We start from the raw sequence: 24,680 nt of genomic DNA, 5'->3' as shown, positions 1-24,680 counted from the left end.
CCATCACGAGTGTTATTTTGTCGATGATTGCGCTAAAAAATGCACGTAACGACCTAGAGATAAATAAGGTTCTCGTTGCGAGTAGGCCAATTCCATTTCGATAAGCTGTTTAGTGTCAAAGTCAGGCGGTAAATGTGTTTTTAAGTAATCGTTAATAACCCGTACCCCTGACTGAGTCACCATTGTGAGTTGCCATTGTGCAAACCACTGGCGCACATCTTCGATATATAGTGGGTGTGTAGGGGTTAAGCCGACCTTCTTTTTCACCACTAAATCGCGTTTTACATAGTCAAAATTACCCGACACCAGGCTGTGGAATCGTAACGCTTCTTTGTTATAAAACATCAATGAAAATAAACCATTAGGTTTAAGTAAACTCAGCAATCCGTTAAGGGTGGTGTTGGCATCGATAAGCCACTCAGCTACGGCATGGCACAATATGACATCAAATTGTCCATATTGTGCGGCCGTTAACGCTTGAATAGGACTGTGTACTAATTCAATCGATAAGGGTGTCTGGGATGCGGCAATTTGTTGTTTGGCCAGTGCGAGCATTTGTTCTGAAATATCACACAGCACCACATCGTGACCTAAAGCCGCTAATTTTTGACTCAAAAAACCAAATCCACCTCCCGCATCTAAAATGCGTAATCGTGGTTTACCCTGCGCGGCAAGCGCGGGGGCGAGGTCTCGCCACAATACGGTTGCGCGGATTTCACCTTTGGTGGTGCCGTAAATGTTTTTAGCAAATTTAAGGCTCAGTTTATCGAAGTTTTTATCTTGCACGGTATCATCACGTTTTGGGTCAGTGTCAGTGCGGCAATTGTCTCATTGTGAATGAAAAAAGGTAAAGACAAATCATTAATTGTGTACAGACAGTAAAGAAAAGTTTGCCGATAAATCAACAAGGACTGTCACTACAACTGATATTAAACGCATTTAACAATTAGCTATTTAGTAACCTCAATGCAGTAAGGTATAATGATCTATTAACCATTTTGCAGCTTAGTATTTTGGCTGCCTATATAGGGTGCATATTGTGAGTCACGACTTCGCTATCGAATTAAAGGCAATGCCTTCGCTTTTGTCTTTATATCGCAAAATTCTGTTTGGGCGTAAACCTGGATGGGATCAGCAACCGCTGCCGACGATTTATGTGCAAGCATCAAATGTGGTGATGTCACAAGATAAAATTCGCCAATATGCTGAAGTGTGTGGCTTTGAATTCGACGGTGTGACGCTACCGCCAACGTATTTATATGTGTGGGCATTTCGATTACATGCGACTATTTTTACCCATAAAGCGGTGACATTCCCGTTGCTAGGCATGATCCACCTTAAAAATAGCATCAGTGTATTTCGCCCCGTGCGAGCAGATGAAACCTTAACGGTGCAATGTGAACTCTCTGGCAGTCGTAATACCGATTCAGGACTTGAGTTTGACTTAGTCTCTAAGGTATTTGTCGCGGACGAATTAGTATGGCAAGCGTTGTCGACGTATTTATATCGTATCGACACACCCGGTCGTCGTGCTCGTCCTCCGAAGGCGTCGGAAATGGCCTGGGAAGATGTAAAGCAATGGCGTTTAACGGAAGATTTAGGTCGTCGTTACGCTAAAGCCTCTGGCGATTATAATCTGATTCACTTGCATCCTTTATTGTCTAAACGTTTCGGCTTTGAGCGTGTACTTGCTCATGGTATGTGGTCTAAAGCGCGTGTATTGTCGCAATTAATGACCTTTATTGGCGATAAACCTTTTCAGGTGGATGTTGAGTTTAAGCTACCTGTGTTTATGCCATCTGAAGTCACTTTTGGCTTTGAAACTATTGAAAACGGTAAACGTTTTGAAATGCGTGACGTTAAAGGGCGCAGACCACATTTGCAGGGCAATGTGACTTATTTATAAGCAATAAGTGTTAATGCCAATAGCAAAAAGCTCAAGTCTCTGACTTGAGCTTTTTTCGTGTATACCCGCTTATTATTTTTGATAAATATGCACATCGCGTTGCGGGAACGGAATGCTAATACCCTCAGCGTCAAAGCGCATTTTAACTTCGCGAGTAATATCCCAATACACTTCCCAGTAATCATCTGGTTTTACCCAGGGTCTGACAATAAAGTCGACCGATGATTCGCCTAATGTATGCAGTTTTACAATCGGTTCTGGTTGGGCATTCACTTTAGGGTGTTGCTCAACAATGCTTTTTAAAATCGTTTCCGCATGCTCAATATTGTCGCTGTAACTAATACCAAACGTCATGTCGACACGGCGTTGATGCTCAGCGGTAATATTGTTAATCGTGTCTCCCCAAATTTTATTGTTAGGGACAATCAGTCTTTGGTTATCCAACGTTTTGATAGTGGTCGACACTAAGCTCATGTGGCTTACTCGGCCGGTAACGCCGGCGGCATTAATCAAGTTACCTACATCAAATGGGCGATAAATTAAGATCATCATGCCCGAGGCAAAGTTTGACAGTGTGTCTTGTAATGCAAACCCGATAATCACACCGGCGATACCAAAGCCTGCCAGTAATGGCCCAAGTTCAAATCCCAGTTGTGATAAGGCGATTAATAAGCCCACCGCGTAGACGACTTTGCTCGACAGCGAGATAAAAAACTCTTGTAATAGCTGGCTAAATTGTAATTTAGAGGCGCGGACTGTCTTGGCGATAATTTGGGTTACGATTTTGGCGACTAAGCTGGTCACGAACAAAATGAATAAAAACACCAAAATTTTAAACGTGAGGTTAGGGCCGTTATTGATGGTTTGATCTTTAATCACTTTTGCCCAGCCCTGAAGTAAATTAGACGCCACGCTAAAGTTCAACACGTCCTGGGTAATATCGCCAGACACACTAAATAAGGTTTGTTTTAGTTGCGATACATTTTGCCCTAAGCTTTCAAGTATCGATGCTGAAATCGCTAAGCTTGAACTGTTTTGGCCTAAACGTTCTTTTAGAGAGAGCACATTGGCTTTTTGTTCGGCGCTAATGTCTGCACCCGCAGTAGCGGCTTCTGCCACGGCTTTTTGTAATTCGTCTTGGGTGTAATTCACTAAACTGTCAAATTGGTCAGCTCGCTGAAGCATAAAATCAGTAAACGTTTGCTTTTGCGTGGTGACATCAATGGCTAGCATTTCTGCCCATTGCAGCGTGTCTAATGTCGCTTTTAAGTAATGGTCGCGCTCCAATTCACGGTCAGACATGGCGGCAATCACGTTACTGTCATCGTCACTGCCTAATTGATTACTGAGTAACAATAAATCGGCATCTAAATAGTTAATCACTTGGCGTAAAAACACCAATTGATTTTGCACTAAGGGGATCAGGTATTGTGGATCTGTTGTGCCGGCCCTAATCAATTGGTCGATTTCGTCACGCAGTTGTGAGGACTTATTTTTAATACGGTATTCGGTAATGGTCCGCATCTCGCCTTTGGTTACTGGTAGTAGCTTCGTGTTATGGTCAATGGTTTGTTGCAACAAGGTCATTTTATTGAGCGTATTAGTGTCGATAGCGACACTGGTTGTTTCTGGTACTGCTGCAATGGGGTCTTGTGCTAACACAGATGGAGTCAGTAACAATGTGGTTATCAATAAAAGTAAAGCAGGTAAAATCCGTAACATCTAAGCGCGTCCTATGAGGCTAAGTTGCGATTATGATAGTAGAAAACCACAGATGGAGCTATGTTCAGCGATGTTATTAGCAGGGTTATTTGTTAAACTTGCGGCCATTATTGATTAACGGTACTCAACATGGCACTGCAATGCGCCCATTGCTACAAACACTTTTCTATTGCTAAAGTCACAGAAAGCCGCGGCAAAGGGTTATCGGTTGAGGTGCAATGTCCGCATTGTGCAGCATGGCTTGGGCACAATAAAGCGTTAGCTATGATCAAAATAGTCGGTTTTTATAGTGGGGTGATAGCAGCGTTAGTGGCTTATTTTGTTGAAGGCGTTACACATATCACCACGCCATTGATTATTTTAGCGGTAATTGTAGTGGGGTTATCACATATTATGGATCATTTAAACATGGTTGAAGCGCCAGAAGATGACGCTAGCATAAATAAAAAATAAGCTTGGCCAGATTGGTTTAGTCAACCACGATGACTTGGCTTTCTAATGACGACTCTACATAGTAAATTCCGCCGAGTACGACAATGCCTACGATGGCCATGACTAAAATGATGCCGATATTTTCGCGAATAAATTGTGTCATGATGTGGATCCTATTGAGGTGGTATTGTCTATTGCGTTAATGGTATGAGTCACAGCTTAAGCTTATCTTAAAAACACTCAACGTGATGGAAAAGTCGACTGTGACGCCATGGATTTAGCCCATGATCATGAATTGTCACAATCTATGTGTTGCTTTTCAGCACGGCTCTTTTACACTAATGCTCACATTTATTAACCTGATGGAGTTGTGCCGTTGAGTTCACGCATCCACATTAGACAAACTATCGCAATCTGGCTCAGTGCCATTTTGATTGTGCTGTCTATTGCTGCGTCTGCCCACTCAGTGCGCCATCTTGATGATGGGGTGCAAAATCACTGTACCTTATGTTTTCATCAACATCAGTTAAATAAAACGATTCACACCAGCGAACTTGTATTTAACGCAAGTAAGCAAACTTTTGAACGTCAACAATATACGCTACCATTTCTGCTTAGCGTATTTCATGCTTATTATCAAAGCCGCGCCCCGCCTGTATCTCGTTAATCCAACAACGTATTTTACCTAAACTCAGGATAGTAAACGACGCTAAAGCCGCCTTTTACTTTGCGAACTGTATTTTTCACCTGCAATAGACAAGCTATTGTGGTGTTAATTCAGTGTATTAGCAAAGCTAAATAGCCAGCTTAATCGCGTTTAATTAATAAGATTATCAATCTTTTACCCCTGATTTAGGCACATCAATTTTCTGTTGTCAGCCGGTGTATTTATACCTAGAAAGTCGGCTATTTGTTGTATTTTGGAGATATCATGTCTGCGTTAAACACTCGCATTTCTTTATTGGCACTGGCGTGTGCTGTTAGTTCTTATTCGGCAATGGCTGAAGACTCAAGCTTAACTAATCCTAGTATTAGTGCCGTATTAGACGGTTATTATCAAACGGGCGATCGCCCTTTAGCTGAGCGTGAAGAAGGCTTTGGACTAGGCGAAACGGAGTTGGCGTTAAGTGCCAATATTGATGACAACTTTTACGGTAAAGTCACAGCCGTAATTGAGTCAGCTGATGGCGAAACTGAATTGAATTTGGAAGAAGCATTTATTCAAACGTTAGCGCTACCAAGTGGTTTGTCTGTGCGTGCGGGTCGTTTTTTATCTGATATTGGTTACTTAAATAATCAACATCTACATACAGATGCATTTTCTGAGCGTCCTGCAGCGTATCGTGCTTTTTTAGGCGGCCATTATTTTGATGATGGTGTGCGCTTAAGCTACGTAGCGCCAACGGATCTGTACTGGACCATGGGTCTTGAAGCATTTGGCGGGGACAGTTTGCGCGCTACTGACGAACATGGCGAGCGTGATTTTGACGATGTCGGTGTGTTTACTGCGTTAACCAAAATTGGTGGCGATATTGGTGTTGAAAGTTCATGGCAGCTAGGGTTAAGTTATTTACGCAATGAAAATGGCTTAGCGTATGCTGAAGAGCACGAAGAAGATGAAGAAATAGCTGATGAGCATGAGCACAGCCACAGTGCTTCATACACTGGGGAAAACACTTATATTGCAGATTTTGTCTACAAGTGGGCACCCAATGGTAACTACAAGTACCAAAATCTTACTGTAAGCGGTGAATACTTCAGAGTGACAGATATTTTTGGTGAAGAGCCTGGTCACGTTGATGATGTCGGCGATGTAGATGACCATGAGTTAAGCGGTGATGATTATCATGAAGGTTGGTATTTAAGCAGCGTTTATCAGTTTTCTCCAAGCTGGTCTGCCGGTGTGCGTTATGGCTTAGTGGATACGTTTGAAATCCATGAAGATCATTTAGACCCGCAAAAGCTGAAAGAAACTGAAGTTAGCCTTGCATGGCACAGCAGCCATTTTTCAACTGTGCGCTTGCAGTATACCCATCAGCAAGGTACTAACTTTGATGGTTTCGAAGACGATAATATCGTTACTTTACAATATGTCATGTCATTAGGAGCTCACGGTGCGCATCAATTCTAAAATGCTTTTAGCAGTGACGTCATTGTCACTGCTGTTTACCGCGACAGCAAAAGCGGAACTTAATGTGTTTGCCTGTGAAGCAGAATACGGTGCTTTAGCTAAAACGTTAGCGCCGTCGGCAGACGTATATTCGGCAACGACAGCCATGCAAGATCCTCATCAAGTGCAAGCACGTCCAAGCTTAATTGCTAAAATGCGTCAAGCAGATTTAGTGGTATGTGCGGGTGCCGATTTAGAAATTGGCTGGCTACCTATGCTGCAGATGAAAGCGTCTAATCCTAAGGTTAAGTCTACTGATAAAGGCTTATTTTTTGCCGCTGAACAAGTCGACACTTTGGATAAATTGGCGAGTGTTGACCGTTCAATGGGTGACGTACACGCCAAAGGGAACCCACACTTACACCTAGACCCAGAGCGTATGCTTACCATTGCCAAAGCACTTAGCGCCAAGATGATTAAACTCGACCCACAAAACAGCAGCGAATATCAGCAGTCTTTAGCTGATTTTAGCCAACGTTGGGAGGCTAAAACTCCTCAGTGGCAAGCGCAAGCTAAAGGTTTGGCCGGTAAAAAGGTTATCGCTTATCACTCAAGTTTCCGTTATTTATTTAACTGGACTGGAATAGAACAAGTTGCCGACCTCGAACCAAAACCAGGTTTGGCCCCTACCAGTAGCCACTTAGCAAGTTTACTGACTCGAGCAGAAAAAGGCGATGTCATGGCCGTAATAGTGGCGTCTTATCAGGACGAACGTGGTGCAAAATGGTTAGGTGAACGTGCTAATTTACCCGTTGTGATGTTACCTATGTCTGTGGGTGGCAATGAGCAAAGCCAAGATTTATTCAGCCTATATGACAGCTTATTAGCCCTACTAAATGGGGTGAAATAACGCCATGTTTGATGTTGAGCTTCTGTCGATATTATTACCCGCGTTAGCGGCTGGTTTGTTGGTGTTATCAACTCATGTGTTGCTGGGCCAGCAAGTGCTAAAGCGCGGTATTATTTTTATCGACTTAGCCATTGCACAAGTCGCAGCGTTAGGGGCGATAGTGTCTCACATGGATCATGATGTCGAAGGTTTACCTTTTGTTCATATGTGGATGCCGGCATTGTTTGCACTTGCTGGCGCTGGCGTTATAGCCTGGATGGCTAAGCGGCTGACAGGTGAGCTTGAGGCAATGATTGGTTGCTTTTATGTGTTAAGCGCTGTTGCGGCGATGCTATTGCTGGCAAACGATCCTCATGGTGCAGAGTTGTTAAAACAGCTTATGTCTGGGCAAATTTTGTGGGTGAGTTGGTCGCAGTTGATGATACCTGCTGTGGTCTCTGTTGCGATTTTGGCATTAATTGCGATTAAGCCCAATATACTCGACGGGGCGGGTTTTTACTTTTTATTTGCGTTAGTGATTACCTTATCGGTAGAGCTTGTTGGGGTGTATTTAGTGTTCAGCACCCTTATTTTACCGGCATTGGCATTAAACAAATACTTAGGTAAATATAAACTCGGGTGGGCTTATGCAGTTGGTATCGTTGGTTATGTAGCAGGCTTATTATTGTCTGCTAGCTACGACTTGCCAAGCGGCGCAGCGATTGTCGCGACATTGGCGATCAGCGCGCTAGTGTTTAGACAGTTACTCAAACTTCGTCCTACAGCGGCTTAGTTTGCAGCGTTGGTATGACATCATTAAACATTGCGACATTCATTTAACCTAGGAATGTCGCATGGCTGTCACATAAATCGTATTATTCTGCCCTGTATAGCAGGGCAGAGTATTTCAGCGTACATATGTAAACAAAATAATTGAGTCCCTAGACCTGCATCGTTATACTGTCGACAATTATTTTGCAGGAGTATGCTGTGCTGCTAATCGCTCGTTTAATTATTCTCGCCGTGCTATTGTTTTTAGCCTTTGTTTTCGTAATGGTTTTTTGCCTTTTAAGGCCAATGCATCGCAATAACGTTCATGTCGTGGCTAAGATTTTCTCTTCTGTTGCGCCGGTGCTGGGCATAAAAGTCATTACCCGGGTTCATCCTGTCAGTGACATGCCACAACCGTGCATCTATTTAGCAAACCATCAAAACAACTTCGATTTGTTCACTCACACCTCTGCAGTGCCAAAAGGTACCGTAAGCCTAGGTAAAAAGAGTTTGGCGTGGATGCCATTGTTTGGGCAGATTTATTGGTTGTCTGGCAATATCCTGATTGACCGTAAAAACCGTCATAGCGCGTTTGATACGATGGCTAAAACCGTAGAGAAAATGAAAACTAAGTTGTTATCAGTGTGGATTTTCCCTGAGGGTACTCGTTCACGTGGTCGCGGTTTATTACCCTTTAAAGTGGGCGCATTTCACACGGCTATTGCAGCGCAAGTGCCTGTTGTACCAGTATTAGCTTCATGTCAGGACCATATTAAGCTAAATCGTTGGAATAACGGTATTGTGATTGTCGAAATGATGCCACCGATGCCGACTGAAGGATTAACTAAAAATGACGTTAAAGCCTTTAGTGCTAAAGTTCATGAGGCCATGTCAGCAAGACTGGTTGAGTTAAATAAAGAAGCGTTAGCATTAAATCAAACCGTTAAATACTAAACTGCGTTGATAAGTTCGCAACTTACTCGAGTTTGGGTATAATTGGCTAAAATTTATATGTGTTTATTAACGGAGTAATCCATGTCTGTCGAGCGTCAGTTAAAAGAGCAATTTGCTGAAAACCGCGAAATTGTTGATGCCTTACTTGCTGATGGTTCAGAGCCTGATGCGGAATATACAATTGAACATCATTTTTCGGCGACCAACTTTGACCGTTTAGAAAAAGCCGCTGTTGATGCATTTAAGCTTGGCTTTGAAGTTAACGATGCCGAAGAAATGGAATTAGACGATGGTTCTATCATTTTTTGTTTTGACGCAATTGCCCATCACAAGTTAGAAACGCCTTTGCTTGATAAGGCCTGTGAACAAATGATTCAACTTGCTGTTAAGCAAAAAGTGGATTACGACGGTTGGGGTACTTACTTTGTTGGCGATGAAGCAGATGCTGAAGATGACGACGAAGATGATGAATTTGAAGATGACGGTTTTGACGACGATGATACCGATTCGTTTCATTAATCCGCAACGGTAAACATTAAAAAAACGCTCATCATTGATGAGCGTTTTTTATTTTAGCCGATGTAGATTATTGTCGCGAGGGCCAGTGATATCATGTCGCTCTATCGATTAATCTACAGGTCGTTTCGGTTTGTTATTTAAACACCACGCTCTTATTACGGCCTTCTTGTTTAGCCATATATAATGCTTTGTCTGCACCAGATAACCAGTTAGAACTGTTATCAATTTGCGAGCTAAGATCGTTAATGCCTAAACTCACCGTGACTTTAATGAGGCGATTATCGAATGCGACTTCAGACTCTTCAATGCGCTGTCTTAGGCGCTCTGTAAAGTGTAATGCTTCGTCAGCCGTGGTTTTCGACAGCACAACAGCAAACTCTTCTCCGCCATATCTGCCAGCGCAATCGGTTTCACGTAGCGACTGTTTTAATAGATACGCAATGTGTTGAATCACTTTATCGCCCGCTGGGTGACCATATTTATCGTTAACCTGCTTAAAGTTATCGATATCGATCATCACTAAGGTTGAGGTATCGCCGTAGCGCGAATGACGCTCAAACTCTTTTTCCATGCAAAGCTGCCAATGACGACGATTATGCAGTTGGGTTAAACCATCGGTTTGGCTTAACTCTTCTAATTGCTCGTTAGCGGCCTTTAATTGTAATTTATTGACCGCAATGTCGGTAACATCATAAACAATAATACTGATATGAGTAATTTGCCCAGTAAGCGATGCAAGTGGTAGCAAAGTGATGTTTTGGAACATAAAATCAGCGCGACCAGTAACCGGACGATAATTTTTAAATTTGAATACATATGGGCGCTGTTCCCAACTAATAAAAGTGCGGTTTTTTAAGACAAACACCGACTCCATCTTTTGCTTAAGCCAATCTGCAGGCAACTCGGGAAACTTTTCAAATAAGTTATGGCCTTTAATTGAATTAGGCGATACGCCGCTGTGGTTTTCCATAAACCCGTTCCACAGCTGAATATTATAGTCGCGATCGAGCACCACTAGGCCTACTTCAATGGTTTGTACCATATCGATTAGCCAGTGTAGTTCGTTCATCGCACTTTGGTCATTTGACATAATAAAGTTATCCAGCGTTAGTCGAGTAGGTAGCCGAGCTTGTAGTTAAGCGTAGGGATTGAATCTTCTGTAAACAGCAGCAATAAGTCGCATTGGATATTGTAATCTTCAATGCGATAATTAATTTCCATAGCGAGAGTGCGCTGCCACTTTTCTGAATTGTCGTGTATGAGTTCGTTAACGCTGCAATGTCTACCAAGTACCACGGGATGTGCCTGGCTGAATTTCATGTCGAGCTGTTCTGAAATACCATTTAAAAAGGCCCCAATGAGCACATTACCTGTGTCCATCATGACTTCGATTTCAGTATTAATATCATCTGGGTTCTCTAACCCCATGAGTTTTGCCATGTCTTCAAAGCTAGAATCATGGAATAGCAACAATGCTTCACCCGCAATGCCAGCACCAATAAACCCTTGGCAAAGCCCTGATACTTTTGCACTCTGCTCAGTGGCTTTTAATGCCATGGTGAGCTCGCTAACTTCAAGCACGTTAACGTTTGGAATAGGCAGTAATACGAATACATCGAGTAATTTTGCTAATAAATCGGCAGCGCGGCCCATCGCAACGTTAGCGATTTCTTGACATGCATCGCGCAAGTCCACTTTCATTATTGGCGTGTCGTCGGCTTTAGAGCCTTGAGTCAGAGTCAGAATGCCATATTCTTGCAAGATGTTACTGATGGCATCGGCGCTCACAGGCTTTTGAATAAAGTCGAGTGCGCCCAATGCTTTAACCCGTTCATGGGCTTTAATTTGAATATCGCCAGACACCACAATGATCAGTGCGGGCAAATCTTGTTGTTGTACTGCCTGGAGCACTTCGTAACCGTCCATCACAGGCATGTTAAGGTCGAGAAATACAATTTCGCCTTTACCGGCACGGATAATATCGAGACCTTCTGCACCATTTGTGGCGTAGCTAATTTCAACGTCCCAATCTTTGGGCAGAGTTCGTGCCATTTGTTTTCTGGCTAATGCAGAATCATCACATATCAATATCGGTATAGTCATTGTGACAGGTGTTCCTTAATTCGCCTTTAGGAAAAAGCACTCTTAAATGCAGTCGCGAGTGGTGCGAGGCGTCATCGTTATTATTAGGGCTGTTTTACAGCACTTTGTTTTTGAACATTCATTATACTTAATTGTTAATAAAATGGGTAATTCAACATCATAAAAAACAACTTTGTAACATAAGTTGCGGTGTAACTCCCATTATTAACAGTTTCAAGCACGCTATTACCTGTTAGTTGTTAATCGAAAATAGGTCATCTTCATTATTTTACTATAAACATCATGGCAATATTTTGACCAGTGACGCTTATTTGTCATGTTATTACTATTCGACAGATAGTCCAGATATGTTAATCTGAAAACTGGACTGACCAGATGAGTGGAACCCATTTATGGAAAAGGATTTAATTAAGCTTAGTATCGAACACGGAATAGCGCATGTCTGTTTAAACCGTCCGAGTAAAATCAATGCGCTCAGTTTTGAGATGTTTAAGGCGATTGATAAGGTGATTAAGCAAATTGCTGCAGATAAAAGTGTTAACGCGGTGGTGTTGTCTGGTGCCGAAGGGAATTTTTGTTCCGGTTTAGATGTTAAAAGTGTGGCGAGTTCGCCGAGCAAAGCCATGAAGTTATTGTTTAAGTGGCTACCCGGTAATGCCAATTTAGCACAACGAGTGTCTCTGGGGTGGCAGCGGTTGCCTATGCCTGTTATTGCGGTTCTTGAAGGCTGTTGCTACGGTGGCGGCATGCAAATAGCACTGGGCGCCGATATTCGTATTGCCAGTCCTGATTGCAAATTATCGATTATGGAAGCGAAATGGGGCTTAGTACCTGATATGGCGGGGTTGGTGGCGTTACGTCAAATTATGCCTAAAGATAAAGCGTTAATGCTGACTTATACTGCTGATATTTTAACGGCGCCACAAGCGCTTGAACTTGGCATGATCACTCAAATTAGCGATACGCCTTATGACGCCGCGGTGGAGCTCGCTAATAAAATTATGCGTACTTCACCCGATGCGAATGCCGCCATTAAGCTAAGTATCAACCGAAATTGGACTGGGTCGATCCGCAGCTTATTAGCTCGAGAATCTCTGAGTCAAATTCGCTTGTTAATAGGAAAAAACCGAGTGATTGCGGCCATTAGGCAAACTAAAAATCCTGACAAGGCTTATCACGTGAGGCAATCTTGGTGGTAAGAATGGATACCGATAATACGATGTTGCAAAAGCCCATTAACGGCCGATGACGGTTCGTGAAAAACCTTCTATTTGATCGAGAGCCTCTTCCCAGCCGCTTTGATTGCTAAAATCCAAACTCATTTGATATTGGCGATAATAGCGAGCGGGTTTCACTTGGTTGTAATTCAGTCTTGTGGGCGCTTCGGTAATCGAAATAGGATGGGCATCGCTCGATTGAATGTCGAGGATCGGTAATGACATTGTCACTAACTGCTCAGCGATCGATTTACGCTGACTTTGCGGATCGATTAAATATTCAAACTCGCGGTAAGGGTTAACCACCACAAATACATCGGGTGTGGGGATTTTTTTGTCATAAAGTAAGTTGGTGACCATGCCCGCGCTGTCGTCAATAGCAACGAGAATACTGGCCCCCGGAAATAAGCTTACGGTTGAGCCGAGCTGATTTATTGCTTCGCTTAGCGCCGCTTGTTGAAAATTACGCAGTTCGAGCAATTGTTCTGAGGTGTACTTAGGGATGCTTTTATTGGTGCTGAGGGTGATTTGTTCGCTGCCGGCTTTGTTAATATCTTCAGGTTTGGTGGCATAGTTGGGGCGATAAAGCCCTTTTGCCGGGGTTAAGCTGATGCTGGCCCAGCCGCGAGGATTAATTTGAGTGCGTAAATAACTCGCCAACCCGTTAGCATCGGCATCGGTGTCTGATGGTCCTACAATCATCAGCGAACCAAATTGTTTTTTGCTTTGCCATGAGCGAACTAATACTTCTGACTGTTTCCCATCGACGGTAATAAATTTAATTTCATTGCTGTTTACGTGAGCGTACTTTTGCTGCGCACTTGCGGCAGGGACGAGTGCCCACAGCCCAACGGCAATCATTACTATGTGGCAAAAATGTCTTACTTGCACAAAAACCTCACCAGTAAACATAAAATCTAAAAACAATAATGCCCTGAAAACAGGGCATTATCAAAGTACTAAATATTTTCTCTATCGTAATAGGGATTAAACGTGACTCACTAACACCATGCGGATGGCATCAAGCTGTAACTGGCTGTTGTCCATGTAACCGGTTAGCTCGACCATTTGGTTGCGAATATACTCTAGCTCATCTTCGCGAATGTTCGGGTTAACGGCTTTTAGGGCTTCAAGTCGTTCAAGCTCACCAGTTAATTGTTGGGTCATCTTAGCGCGTGCATCGGTGACTAAGTCGCCCAGAGCTTGTTTTGCATGCTCTTCACCTTTAGCAAATAAAGGGTGCAATATTGGCTGCGATGCATTGACCAGTTTACTGGCGATATGTCGATTTACTGCACTTAGCTGTTTATCAAAGCTGGCATAATCGACTTTATCGGCTAGGTTTAAGCCGTTTTTATCGAGCAACACACGGATAGGTGTTGGCGGTAAATAACGGTATAACTGAGTTGATTTAGGGGCTGATGCGTCAGCCATGTAGATCAATTCTAAAAATAATGTGCCAGCAGGCAGCGCTTTATTTTTAAGGATTGCCACGCTAGTGGTGCCGGTTTCAGAGCTTGTGATTAAATCTAAGCCTGTTTGCACTAGCGGATGTTCTTGCGAGATAAACGCAATATCATCACGTGATAAGGCAGTAGTACGATCAAAGGTTACCGTTATGCCATCTTCATACAAGCCTGGGTAAGTGGGGAACATCATGTGCTCGCTAGGGCGCAAAATAATCGAGTTTTCACCACGGTCTTCTTGATCAACACCAATGATGTCCCAAAGGCGAATAACCGAACCAATCAACTGGGTGTCGTTGTCGCTGTCTGACAAACGTTGTACTAATTTATTGGCACGCTCACCACCATGAGAGTTAATTTCTAGCAGCTTATCGCGGCCTTGTTCCATGGCATGTTTGAGTTCTTTATAGCGGTGCTGCGTATGGTTAAGTAGCTGCACCATGGCATCTTCATCGTCGTGACTCAGTACGGCTATCAACTCATCAGCAAACTCACCAAATAACACATGGCCACTAGGACACGTTAACTCAAATGAATTAAGGCCTTCATGATACCAACGCATTAGACGTTCTTGCGCAGTGTCGCGTAAGTAAGGTAAATGTATTTGAATATCGTTTTGTTGGCCGATCCGGTCCAAACGACCAATACGCTGCTCAAGTAAGTCTGGATTGAGCGGTAAGTCGAACAAGACTAAGTGGCTCGCAAACTGGAAGTTACGTCCTTCAGAACCGATTTCAGAACAAATTAGTGCCTGTGCACCGCCTTCTTCTTGCGCAAAGTAAGCACCGGCTTTATCGCGCTCGATGATCGACATGCCCTCGTGGAATACTGTTGCTTGAATCCCTTCGCGAGTACGCAAGGCTTCTTCAAGGCTAAGGGCTGTTTCTGCCTGGCTGGCAATAATCAGCACTTTTTTGCTGCGATGCGATTTTAAAAATTCGATTAACCAATCTACGCGCGGATCAAACTTCCACCAACTGGCACTGTCATTTTCAAATGCTTGGTAGAGTTTTTCAGGGCTTAACGCTTGTATCGCTTTAGCTTGCGCCGTTTTTGCGCTGCCCATCATGGCATTAACACGCTCAGCGGTGACATATTGAGCCGGCATTTCTTGTGGGTAGGCATTAAAGAAACGCTTAGGGAAGCCTTTTACCGAGGCGCGGCTGTTACGGTACAGCACACGGCCAGTCCCGTGACGGTCGAGTAACTCTTGCAATAAGTCTTGGCGCGCCGCTTGTTGTAGCTCGCTATCAACCTCTTTTGATTGGATTAAGCGAATACTTGGCTCAATGTCTTTTTCGCTGAGCAGTTCCGTTAAACTGTTGATTGCACTGTCGGGCAACTTAGCGTCTTTACTTAATGCTTCAGCGGCATCAGCAACGTCTTTGTAGCTCGATTCTTCTGCTAAAAATGCGTCGTAATCGTAAAAACGATCGGGATCGAGTAAACGTAAACGTGCAAAGTGACTTTGATGACCTAATTGATCTGGGGTCGCGGTAAGCAGTAAAACACCCGGCACCACTTCACTTAATGCTTCTACGATTTGATAGGCGCGGCTTGGCGCGTCTTCAGACCATTCTAAGTGATGTGCTTCGTCGACAACCATTAAGTCCCAGTCAGCGTCTAAAGCTTGCTCTAGGCGTTTTTTCTTGCGCAATAAATCAAGTGAGCAAATGATTAACTGTTCGGTATAAAACGGGTTGTCATTGTCGGCATAGGCTTCAACGCAACGGTCTTCATCAAATACAGAGAAACGCAGGTTAAAGCGGCGTAGCATTTCGACTAACCATTGATGACGCAGTGTGTCTGGCACAATCACTAAAATACGTTCAGCGCGACCGGTTAATAACTGCTGATGAATAATCAGGCCTGCTTCAATGGTTTTACCTAAACCCACTTCATCGGCCAGTAATACACGCGGTGCATAGCGACGACCGACTTCGTGAGCAATCCACTGCTGATGCGCAATCAGTCCAACGCGCGGGCCTTGCTGGCCCAGTAAATCTGATGTGGCTAATTTATGGCGTAATAGCTGACATTGGTAACGCACACCAAAACGCTCTAAACGATCGATTTGCCCAGCAAATAAACGATCTTGTGGTTTATTAAAACGAATATTGTGGCTCAGCATTGTTTCACGAAGGCTGACGTTTTCTTGGGTTTCACTATGAATCCCGTGATAAATCACCAATTGGCTTTTTTCTTCAACCTCATTGATGGTGATACTCCAGCCTTCACCGCTTTCTACGGTGTCACCGGGGTTAAAAATAACCCGAGTTAAGGGAGCTTCACTGCGAGAAAACATCCGGTTTTCTCCAGTGGCAGGGAACAGCAGCGTAACCATGCGGCCTTCAATTTGAACGACGGTTCCTAATCCGAGCTCCGACTCGGTATCACTAATCCAGCGTTGACCTAAAGCAAAAGGCATCTTTAATTCTCTATTTGAAGCGGGGGAAACAAAAAGGGGGCGTATGTTAAACCAAACCCATGCAGATTGAAATTCTAGCATCGATTTATCTATCAGTTGGGTGTTTTTACAACAAATTGACATTTCAGTGTCACATTGACGTCATACTGTGGAACAAGGGATAACCATATTTTATTGAGTTATGATGATGCAGGTGCCATAGTCATTTAAGTATGTTGTAGAGTCATATTAAGTTTGCTAATGACTAAACATACAGCCTGTTTTCAATAATGAAATAAATTATCCTTTTATGTTAAGCGTTTAAGTCGATAGATTGAAATCAATTAATTGAGAGCACACTGGAGGCGCCATGGAACAACACGACAAGAAGTTGTTTGTACTGGATACCAACGTGTTACTGCATGAACCTTTAGCGATATATTCGTTTAAAGAGCATGACGTAATCATCCCGATGACTGTGTTAGAAGAGCTCGACAGTATTAAAGATAGAAAGCGCGATGTGAGTCGCGATGCACGGGTCGCCATACGTGCATTAGAAGATATTCTTGGCGGCCCCACGACACCTGAACAGATCCTAAAAGGTGTTGCATTACCCACCCGTGAAGAACACTCTGAAGTATCAGGCCATTTGTCGATATTTCCAGACCATCAAGTTGAGTTTATCATCGGCTCTTTGCCAGGTGACAATAACGATAACCGCATTATTAATACCGCACTGCATCTGCAAAAAATTCATTTTCCTCGTACCGTAGTCTTAGTCACAAAAGACATTAATATGCGTTTAAAAGCCAAAGGTGCAGGAATCGAACGAGTGGAAGACTACCGCACCGATCAGCTCATTGACGATATTCGCTTTTTAGCCAAAGGCTTTTATCAGTTTGCGGGTGATTTTTGGCAACATGTTGATAATGTCTCAACAGATCGTAAAGGACGACACACAGTGCATCAAGTGCCATCGGATCATTTAGGTAATGAACACTATTACCTAAATCAATATCTTATTGATGAGGATTCTGATTTTTGTGGCCGAGTGGCCAGTAAAACCGATAAGCATCTTGAGATCATTGATCGAGGTCGCGATCGTTTAATGCACCATGAAGCATGGGGGGTAAAACCTAAAAATATCTATCAAGGTATGGCGCTTGATGCCTTACTCGATCCCGATATCGAACTGATTATTTTGACCGGCCCAGCAGGCTGTGGCAAAACCTTATTGGCCATGGCCGCCGCGCTTGAGTTGGTGGTTGAACGTAAACTGTATGACAAGGTTATCGTGACACGTAATACCCCTGACATTGCCGAATCTATAGGCTTTTTACCCGGTACCGAAGAGGAGAAAATGGCACCATGGTTAGCAGCCATTACCGACACGCTTGAGGTGTTACATAAGAATGATGTTAATCCTACGGGCAGCGTGAATTACATTATGGAAAAAGCCAACATCCAATTTAAGTCGATTAACTTTATGCGCGGCCGCTCGATTCAGAATTCTGTGGTGATTTTAGATGAATGCCAAAACTTAACCGCATCACAAATTAAAACCATGATTACCCGTATGGGGGAGGGTACAAAGCTGATTTGTAGCGGCAATTTAGCGCAAATCGATTCTACTTATCTCACCGCTGTGACTTCAGGTCTTACCTATATCGTGGAGCGTTTTAAAGATTTTGAGGGCAGTGCCAATATTTACTTAAACGGCGTAGTACGTTCACGCTTGGCAGAATTTGCAGAGGAACATTTGTAACCGCTGCAAAAATGGTACAGCGTTAAGTCAATAAGGTTACCTTGGTAACCTTATTTATTTTTATCTGTATTTTATTCTATGATTACAGCACTATTTTTGAGGTTGGACGAGTCGTTAACCGGTCATTATTACATGTGCTTGAGCTTATCTTCCTGATATCATGACCATTCGTTTTTTTATTGCCTATTTTTTTGGTGTTATTCGTTCGACAGCGCGCTATTTCCCGCTGTATCAAGGGTCGTTAATGAAACCGACAGAGCCAGATTTACAACTAAAATCTCCAATTCAACGCAATTATAACCAAGCGGTGTTTTACACCTACATTGGGGTAATTGTAATGGCCTTATTGTCGGCCGGTATGATGTTTGAACGCCAAAAAGATCAGCAAATTCAACAACGAGAAGAACAAGTTGCACGGCATGTATTGCAAATCGATTTGTTACTCGAATCAAGCATTAGAGCCGTTAAAAGTTTGCGAGATGTGGCGGTTGATCATTTACGTCTCGGCGAATTCGTGCGTAAAGATCGCCTACCCAAATATGAAAAGTTTAATGAAGACGGCCAATACTTCACTTTAGAACCCATGTATGGCCAAAGTGATGTGCCTTTTACCAATATGGGCCGGATCACCGGAGCGGGATCGCTCAGCGATCGCACTGAGCCTTTTTATCAAGAACTTGAAATGCTGTTTGAGTTGTCGCTATCGTTTCCGGTCGCCAAAGAAGCCGCGCCAAAAGCCTCGTCAATTTATTATATTTCGAAACGCCGCATGATGTCGTTTTACCCTTGGGAAAATAACGAACTGCGTTTTAGAGATGAACTACTGAATAAAAAACAATTCCAATTATCGACACCGTCGATGAATCCACAGCGCAGTGTATTTTGGAGCGAAGCCTACATTGACTCAGCTCATCAAGGTTTAATCACCACCCTTGGGCTGCCGGTATATTTGCAAGATGAGTTTATTGGTTCAATTAACCTCGACATGACATTGTCGTCATTAGATAAACAAATTCGCACCTATTTTAAAATGCCGGGTACGGTGATTTTGCTAGATCAGCAAAATAATATTTTATCGCACAGTGATTTTGACTCCAACGAAATGAACAAGGTGTATCACATCAGCCAGCGCATTCCTGCGGCGCTGCACTCTTTGTCAGAATCGGAACTGTTTGATGCCCATGAAGGGATTATTCGCAATGGTTATTACATTCACTCTGTCGCCTTGCATAATGCCCCATGGCGCTTATTGTATTTACAAGATGAAGATGAATTGTTTAAAGACTCATGGGACAAGTTACAGCTGAGTTTTTTATTAGTCGTTTTAGCTTTATCACTGCTGGTCACTATTGTGCATTGGCAAACGCGGCGTGCCTTTGTAAGCCCAGCATCGCGGTTGTTAACTCACCTTGAAGCGTGTTCACAAGAGCCAATACGCCCACCTGAAAAAATCACTAATGGTTGGGAACCCTGGTTTGCGTTAGTGAGCCGTATTTTTGAAGAAAACCGCCAATATACTCACAATTTAGCTGAGCAAAATAAACGTTTAGATAACTTAGTCGCCAGACGAACTCAGCGCTTACGTGAAACCACAGAGCGACGAGAGCGTGAATACGCATTATTGCGATCGCTCATTGACTCGATCCCTGAAGCCATTGTGTTTAAAGACAAAGAAGGCAAATACCTAGGCTGTAACAAGTCTGCTGAACGCATGCTCGGCTACAGCGAAAATGAAATTATTGGCTTAACCTCGTCTGAAGTTGTGAGTCCAGAACAGGGCGAGCGTATCCGTGAAGAAGACAAAAAAGTCCTCAGCCAACAACATTCATTGCGCTATCAAGAACGGATTATAGTTGAGGGTAAAGCCGTATTGCTCGACACCTTTAAGTTGCCATTTTATAACCGCCGCGGTGATTTACTGGGGTTAATTTGTGTGTGGCGTGACATCACCAAAGAACATGATGCCGCAGAGCAACTGCGTATGTCAGAACAACGTTATCACCTTGCGATGGATGCGGTAGAGGATGGGCTATGGGATTGGTATATCGATTCTGAGCAGATTATTTGTAACCCTGCTTTTTATTCGATGCTGGGGTATCAGGCGCATGAATTTCCGCCATTACTCGCGTCAATCGATGCATTATTCCATCCAGACGATCGTGAACGTGTGCAGCAGTATCGCAGTGGATATGTCGAAAACCCTAATGGCACTTATGAAATCGAATTTAGAATGCTGGGCAAAAATGGCAAGTATTTCTGGGTGTTATCTCGTGGCCGTGCCGTTGAGTTTAGTGAAAACGGTCGCAGCAAACGTATGCTGGGTACCCATAAAGACATCACTCGTCAAAAGAGTAACGAAGTGGCCTTGCTAGAAGCTAAGCAAGATGCTGAGTTAGCCAACATGTATAAGAGTGAATTCTTAGCGAACATGAGCCATGAAATCCGTACGCCAATGAATGCCATTATTGGTATGGTGCAATTGGCGCAGCGAACCAACTTAACGGCGCAGCAGCAAGATTACCTCAATAAAGCCGGTTTCTCGGCGCAGTCGCTATTACGTATTATTAATGACATTCTAGACTTCTCGAAAATTGAAGCGGGTAAATTAGAACTTGAACGCGTTGCGTTTCCGTTAGATACCGTGCTCGACCACGTTATTGATATTAATGCCATTAAAGCCCAAGAAAAGGGTGTGGAACTGCTACTGTATGCACCCGTCACGGCAGGATTAATTTTAAATGGCGATCCGCTACGATTAGGCCAGGTGCTGGTTAACTTATTGTCTAATGCGGTTAAGTTTACCCAAACGGGTGAAGTCGAGCTCGGCTGTGAAGATGTGGGTGAGCGTGACGACCGGATCACCATGAAATTCTGGGTACGTGACACCGGTATCGGCATCGGTAAAGACCAACAAGCCATGCTATTTGATGCATTCTCCCAAGCAGACGGCTCAACTACCCGTAAATATGGCGGTACCGGTTTAGGGCTCTCTATCAGTAAGCACTTAGTGTCGATGATGGGCGGTACGATGCAGGTAGAGTCTGAAATGGACGTGGGCAGTACCTTTAGCTTTACCATCAGTTTTGAAATTGCAGAAGAGCAAGTGATTGAGCCATTAGTGGTGCCAGAACAACTCAATAACTTAAGCACCTTGGTTGTTGACGATAACCCAAGCGCATTACAAATGTATTCGACCTTAATGCAAGACTTCAGTTTTGGTGTCGACACGGCTGACAGTGGCCAAAAAGCGTTAGATATTTTGCGTCAAAAGCCGATTGATTTACTGTTGCTCGATTGGATGATGCCAGAAATGAATGGCTGTGATGTTATTAAGATCTTGGACGAAATGATCCGTGACGGGGTGATTGCAAAACGTCCGATTATTATTCTCATGACCGCCTACGCAGCAGAGCCTCTCGACGCTGAACTCGCCAAAGATAGCGTCTATGCCATTTTACAAAAACCGTTCAAAGCGTCTGACTTATTTGATGAAATTATTAATGCATTTGCAACAGAGCCCAAGTTAAATGCAATGCCAATCATTAAAGCCGATGAGCCGAGTAAAGATGCAGGGTTAGTCTTGTTAGTTGAAGATAACTTTATTAACCAGCAGGTGGCCTCTGAACTGCTTAAAAGCGCAGGGTATGAGGTGGTGATTGCAGATAATGGCCAAATTGCGTTAGACATTATTGATTCTAAGCCTTTTGATGCCGTGTTAATGGATATTCAAATGCCAGTGATGGATGGCCTAACCGCCTCTACTGAGCTGCGTAAGCGTTACACAAAAGAGCAAATGCCGATTATTGCCATGACCGCACATGCCATGTCTGGCGATCGCGAAAAAAGTTTAGCGGCGGGAATGAACGCGCACATTACCAAACCCATTGTATTAACGGAGTTATTTGAAACGTTATCGCATTGGATTACTTATAAAAATAATCATAAATAATGCGATTAAATACACAATCTTACTCGCATTATTTTCGTTGATAGGATATTCACGACAGGGAGATAATTTATGGTCCGCCGCAGTATTTCATTGGCACTTTTACTGGCAATCGCGCCAGCAACGGTTGTTTCAGGCGTTGCGATTGCCGCGAGCGATCCAGCACAAAAAATCATAAAACAAGCGCAAGCAGCCCAGGGGTTTATTAACCTGTTTTATGATGCCAAAGCGGGTCAATTATATCTTGAAGTCAATAAGCTCAACCAACCCTTCTTAATGTTAACCAGTTTGCCTCACGGCGTGGGCTCTAACGACATTGGTTTAGACCGTGGTCAACTAGGTCAAACCCGTATGGTGCAATTTGAGCAACATGGGCCTTATCTCGTATTAAAGCAGCTCAATACAGATTACCGCGCATCAAGCGACAATATTGCTGAGCAACAAGCCGTTACCCAGGCATTTGCTGAGTCTATTTTATGGCGCGGTAAAATTGTGGCGGGTAAACAGGCTATTGTTTCAGTAAATGATTTAGTGATTAATGACTTACATGGTGTAGCTGATGTGCTTGCTGCGACCAAACAAGGCCAATATAGTTTAGATGACAGCCGTTCGGTTATATTGCCACAAGGGATTAAATCGTTTGAACGCAATGCCGATGTTGACGTTAATTTAACCTTCAGTACCAGTAAAGCGGGTGAACAAGTTGCGAGCGTGACACCCGATGCTAAGTTTTTATCTGTACGGGTGCGTTACTCTTTTGTGCAACTGCCAGATGAAGGCTTTGAGCCGCGTCGTTATCATCCAATGAGCGGCTATTTATCTGATCAATATATCGATTATTCAACCGCAGTTGACCAACCTTTAGTGCAACGGCATTTATTAAAACACCGCCTGCAAAAAGTGATCCCCGGTGATGCTCCAAGCAAAGTGGTTAATCCTATTGTGTATTATTTAGACCCTGGCGTGCCAGAGCCTATCCGAGGTGCGTTATTAGCGGGCGCGCGCTGGTGGGAAGATGCGTTTACTGCGGCCGGTTTTATTGATGGATTTAACGTGGCGTTATTACCTGAGGGCGCGGATCCTCAAGATGTACGCTATAACATGATCCAATGGGTGCATCGCGCAACACGCGGTTGGTCATATGGTGCTGCAGTCACCGACCCTCGTACCGGCGAAATTATTAAAGGTAATGTCACGTTGGGCAGCCTTAGAGTGCGCCAGGATCATTTAATCGCAAGAGGCTTAACGGCTGGCTGGCCAGATCGCAGCGCCGCAAGTGAAGCGGCAATGGCATTGTCGCTAGCCCGTATTCGCCAACTGGCTGCTCATGAAATTGGCCACACGCTGGGCCTAGATCATAACTTTGCCGCATCGGCTAACGATAATTCGTCAGTGATGGATTATCCTCATCCCTATGCCAGCATCAAAGATCAGCAAATTGATATTAGCCAGCCATATCGCGAAGGTATTGGCGAATGGGACAAGTACACCATAGCTTATGGGTATGGTTCTTCATCGCAAGCGGAAGCATTATTAGCATCAAGTTTAGAGAAAGGTTTTCGATATATTGGTGAAGCTGATTCTCGCCGTTCGAGTGCCAGCAATGCTTATGCGAGTTTATGGGACCGTGGTAACGATGCCGTGGCAGAATTATTGCGTTTAGAAACGGTCCGCCTAAAAGCCATTAATGAATTTAATTCAGATGCGTTATTGGCAGGTGAGCCCAACGGTGAGCTCGCCGATGTATTTGTGCCAATGTATTTGCTCACCCGCTACCAAATTGAGGCCGCAGCTAAATGGATAGGTGGCGCTGATTACAGTTATCAGCAAGTTGGTGGCGGAGTGAGATGGAGTTATGTACCGCCTAAAATGCAATTAGCGGCATTAGAGGGCTTATTGGACAGTTTGCAAAGCAGTAGTTTGGCGATCCCTGCCAATGTGCTTCAGACATTGGTACCTAAAGCAGGTAATTACCGCAAAACCCGCGAAAGCTTTAGCTCTAACCTAGGCGTATTGAGCGATCCGGTTACAATGGCTGAAATGTTGAGTCGTCATATTACGGGCTTGATATTAACTCCAGAGCGCTTAAATAGAGTCAACCAAGCTTATATGGAAGACAGTTCACAGTTATCGATAGTCACTCTAGTCGACAAACTTGTTGGCAAAAGCTTATATCAAGATTTACCAAATGGCCGTGAATTAGCGATACAAATGCGTATTAACGCTGTGGTTGTTGATGCGTTGTTGGCAGCATATCGCGATCCAAAAACTGCGCCAGAAGTACAAGCTCAGCTAGCTGCGCGTTTTGACTATATCGTGAAACAATTAAAGCGTCGCAGTAATCGTGGCAGCGACTATCAATCGGCTCATTACGATTGGTTGTATAAGGGCATAGTGAACGGTTTAGAACATAGACTCATTAAGAAACCCGCAGCAATGCCGCCAGGTTCGCCTATTTAAGGTGATCTCAAAT

19 protein-coding genes are annotated in these 24,680 nt (G+C 43.7%); 12 read left to right on the top strand and 7 right to left on the bottom strand.

Features of this window, described 5'->3' with window-relative positions:
• Positions 1–12: 12 nt before the first annotated feature.
• Complete coding sequence (locus tag ACROAE_RS05970) at positions 13–786, bottom strand: methyltransferase domain-containing protein (RefSeq protein WP_432400084.1); 774 nt, start codon at positions 784–786, stop codon at positions 13–15.
• A 286-nt stretch (positions 787–1,072) separates the two neighbouring features.
• On the opposite strand from ACROAE_RS05970, the gene ACROAE_RS05965 reads away from it, so the two are divergent.
• Positions 1,073–1,906 (top strand): MaoC/PaaZ C-terminal domain-containing protein, encoded by an 834-nt coding sequence (locus ACROAE_RS05965; protein ID WP_432400139.1) that lies wholly within the window; start codon positions 1,073–1,075, stop codon positions 1,904–1,906.
• A gap of 72 nt (positions 1,907–1,978) precedes the next feature.
• On the opposite strand, the gene ACROAE_RS05960 is transcribed toward ACROAE_RS05965, so the two are convergent.
• Positions 1,979–3,628 (bottom strand): mechanosensitive ion channel family protein, encoded by a 1,650-nt coding sequence (locus ACROAE_RS05960; RefSeq protein WP_432400083.1) that lies wholly within the window; start codon positions 3,626–3,628, stop codon positions 1,979–1,981.
• Positions 3,629–3,757: 129 nt separating this feature from the next.
• Here ACROAE_RS05960 and ACROAE_RS05955 point away from each other — a divergent pair, with 129 nt between their 5' ends.
• Positions 3,758–4,081: a hypothetical protein gene (locus ACROAE_RS05955; RefSeq protein ID WP_432400082.1), complete on the top strand. Its 324-nt coding sequence runs from the start codon at positions 3,758–3,760 to the stop codon at positions 4,079–4,081.
• A 16-nt stretch (positions 4,082–4,097) separates the two neighbouring features.
• On the opposite strand, the gene ACROAE_RS05950 is transcribed toward ACROAE_RS05955, so the two are convergent.
• Positions 4,098–4,223, bottom strand: a complete 126-nt coding sequence (locus ACROAE_RS05950; protein ID WP_432400081.1) for a hypothetical protein — start codon at positions 4,221–4,223, stop codon at positions 4,098–4,100.
• A gap of 213 nt (positions 4,224–4,436) precedes the next feature.
• Between ACROAE_RS05950 and ACROAE_RS05945 the strand changes: the two genes are divergently transcribed.
• From ACROAE_RS05945 to rraB, 6 genes are all read left to right on the top strand, one after another.
• Positions 4,437–4,727 carry an ABC-type zinc uptake system zinc chaperone gene (locus ACROAE_RS05945; protein WP_432400080.1) on the top strand — a complete coding sequence of 97 codons (291 nt, stop codon included), beginning with the start codon at positions 4,437–4,439 and terminating at the stop codon, positions 4,725–4,727.
• A gap of 264 nt (positions 4,728–4,991) precedes the next feature.
• Entirely contained in the window at positions 4,992–6,191 is a 1,200-nt protein-coding gene (locus tag ACROAE_RS05940; RefSeq protein WP_432400079.1) for a hypothetical protein, read from the top strand.
• Positions 6,175–7,080 (top strand): metal ABC transporter solute-binding protein, Zn/Mn family, encoded by a 906-nt coding sequence (locus ACROAE_RS05935; protein WP_432400078.1) that lies wholly within the window; start codon positions 6,175–6,177, stop codon positions 7,078–7,080. The genes ACROAE_RS05940 and ACROAE_RS05935 overlap by 17 nt, the downstream gene beginning before the upstream one ends.
• Before the next feature lie 4 nt (positions 7,081–7,084).
• Complete coding sequence (locus ACROAE_RS05930) at positions 7,085–7,852, top strand: metal ABC transporter permease (RefSeq protein WP_432400077.1); 768 nt, start codon at positions 7,085–7,087, stop codon at positions 7,850–7,852.
• Between the two features lie 197 nt (positions 7,853–8,049).
• Positions 8,050–8,784, top strand: coding sequence for a 1-acylglycerol-3-phosphate O-acyltransferase (locus ACROAE_RS05925; RefSeq protein WP_432400076.1), 735 nt, complete (start codon positions 8,050–8,052; stop codon positions 8,782–8,784).
• An 81-nt stretch (positions 8,785–8,865) separates the two neighbouring features.
• Positions 8,866–9,303 (top strand): ribonuclease E inhibitor RraB, encoded by a 438-nt coding sequence (gene rraB, locus ACROAE_RS05920; protein ID WP_432400075.1) that lies wholly within the window; start codon positions 8,866–8,868, stop codon positions 9,301–9,303.
• 133 nt (positions 9,304–9,436) lie between these two features.
• Here rraB and ACROAE_RS05915 read toward each other — a convergent pair whose 3' ends face one another.
• The gene (locus tag ACROAE_RS05915) at positions 9,437–10,393 is read right to left on the bottom strand and encodes a diguanylate cyclase (protein WP_432400074.1); all 957 of its coding nucleotides are present in this window, start codon (positions 10,391–10,393) and stop codon (positions 9,437–9,439) included.
• Between the two features lie 17 nt (positions 10,394–10,410).
• Positions 10,411–11,406 (bottom strand): response regulator, encoded by a 996-nt coding sequence (locus ACROAE_RS05910; protein WP_432400073.1) that lies wholly within the window; start codon positions 11,404–11,406, stop codon positions 10,411–10,413.
• A 392-nt stretch (positions 11,407–11,798) separates the two neighbouring features.
• On the opposite strand from ACROAE_RS05910, the gene ACROAE_RS05905 reads away from it, so the two are divergent.
• Complete coding sequence (locus tag ACROAE_RS05905; RefSeq protein WP_432400072.1) at positions 11,799–12,605, top strand: crotonase/enoyl-CoA hydratase family protein; 807 nt, start codon at positions 11,799–11,801, stop codon at positions 12,603–12,605.
• Between the two features lie 36 nt (positions 12,606–12,641).
• Here ACROAE_RS05905 and ACROAE_RS05900 read toward each other — a convergent pair whose 3' ends face one another.
• Positions 12,642–13,514, bottom strand: a complete 873-nt coding sequence (locus ACROAE_RS05900) for a DUF3530 family protein (RefSeq protein ID WP_432400071.1) — start codon at positions 13,512–13,514, stop codon at positions 12,642–12,644.
• A 96-nt stretch (positions 13,515–13,610) separates the two neighbouring features.
• Complete coding sequence (gene rapA, locus ACROAE_RS05895) at positions 13,611–16,517, bottom strand: RNA polymerase-associated protein RapA (protein WP_432400070.1); 2,907 nt, start codon at positions 16,515–16,517, stop codon at positions 13,611–13,613.
• 349 nt (positions 16,518–16,866) lie between these two features.
• On the opposite strand from rapA, the gene ACROAE_RS05890 reads away from it, so the two are divergent.
• From ACROAE_RS05890 to ACROAE_RS05880, 3 genes are all read left to right on the top strand, one after another.
• Positions 16,867–18,261 carry a PhoH family protein gene (locus ACROAE_RS05890; protein WP_432400069.1) on the top strand — a complete coding sequence of 465 codons (1,395 nt, stop codon included), beginning with the start codon at positions 16,867–16,869 and terminating at the stop codon, positions 18,259–18,261.
• Between the two features lie 244 nt (positions 18,262–18,505).
• Positions 18,506–22,210 (top strand): response regulator, encoded by a 3,705-nt coding sequence (locus ACROAE_RS05885; protein WP_432400138.1) that lies wholly within the window; start codon positions 18,506–18,508, stop codon positions 22,208–22,210.
• A gap of 69 nt (positions 22,211–22,279) precedes the next feature.
• Positions 22,280–24,667: a zinc-dependent metalloprotease gene (locus ACROAE_RS05880; RefSeq protein ID WP_432400068.1), complete on the top strand. Its 2,388-nt coding sequence runs from the start codon at positions 22,280–22,282 to the stop codon at positions 24,665–24,667.
• The last annotated feature ends 13 nt before the right edge of the window (positions 24,668–24,680 follow it).

Source organism: Shewanella sp. MF05960 (assembly GCF_050849305.1).
In the GTDB taxonomy this organism is placed as follows: domain Bacteria; phylum Pseudomonadota; class Gammaproteobacteria; order Enterobacterales; family Shewanellaceae; genus Shewanella.
The sequence above is the reverse complement of the archived record's forward strand: the minus strand, read 5'-3'. Positions and strand labels throughout refer to the sequence as shown.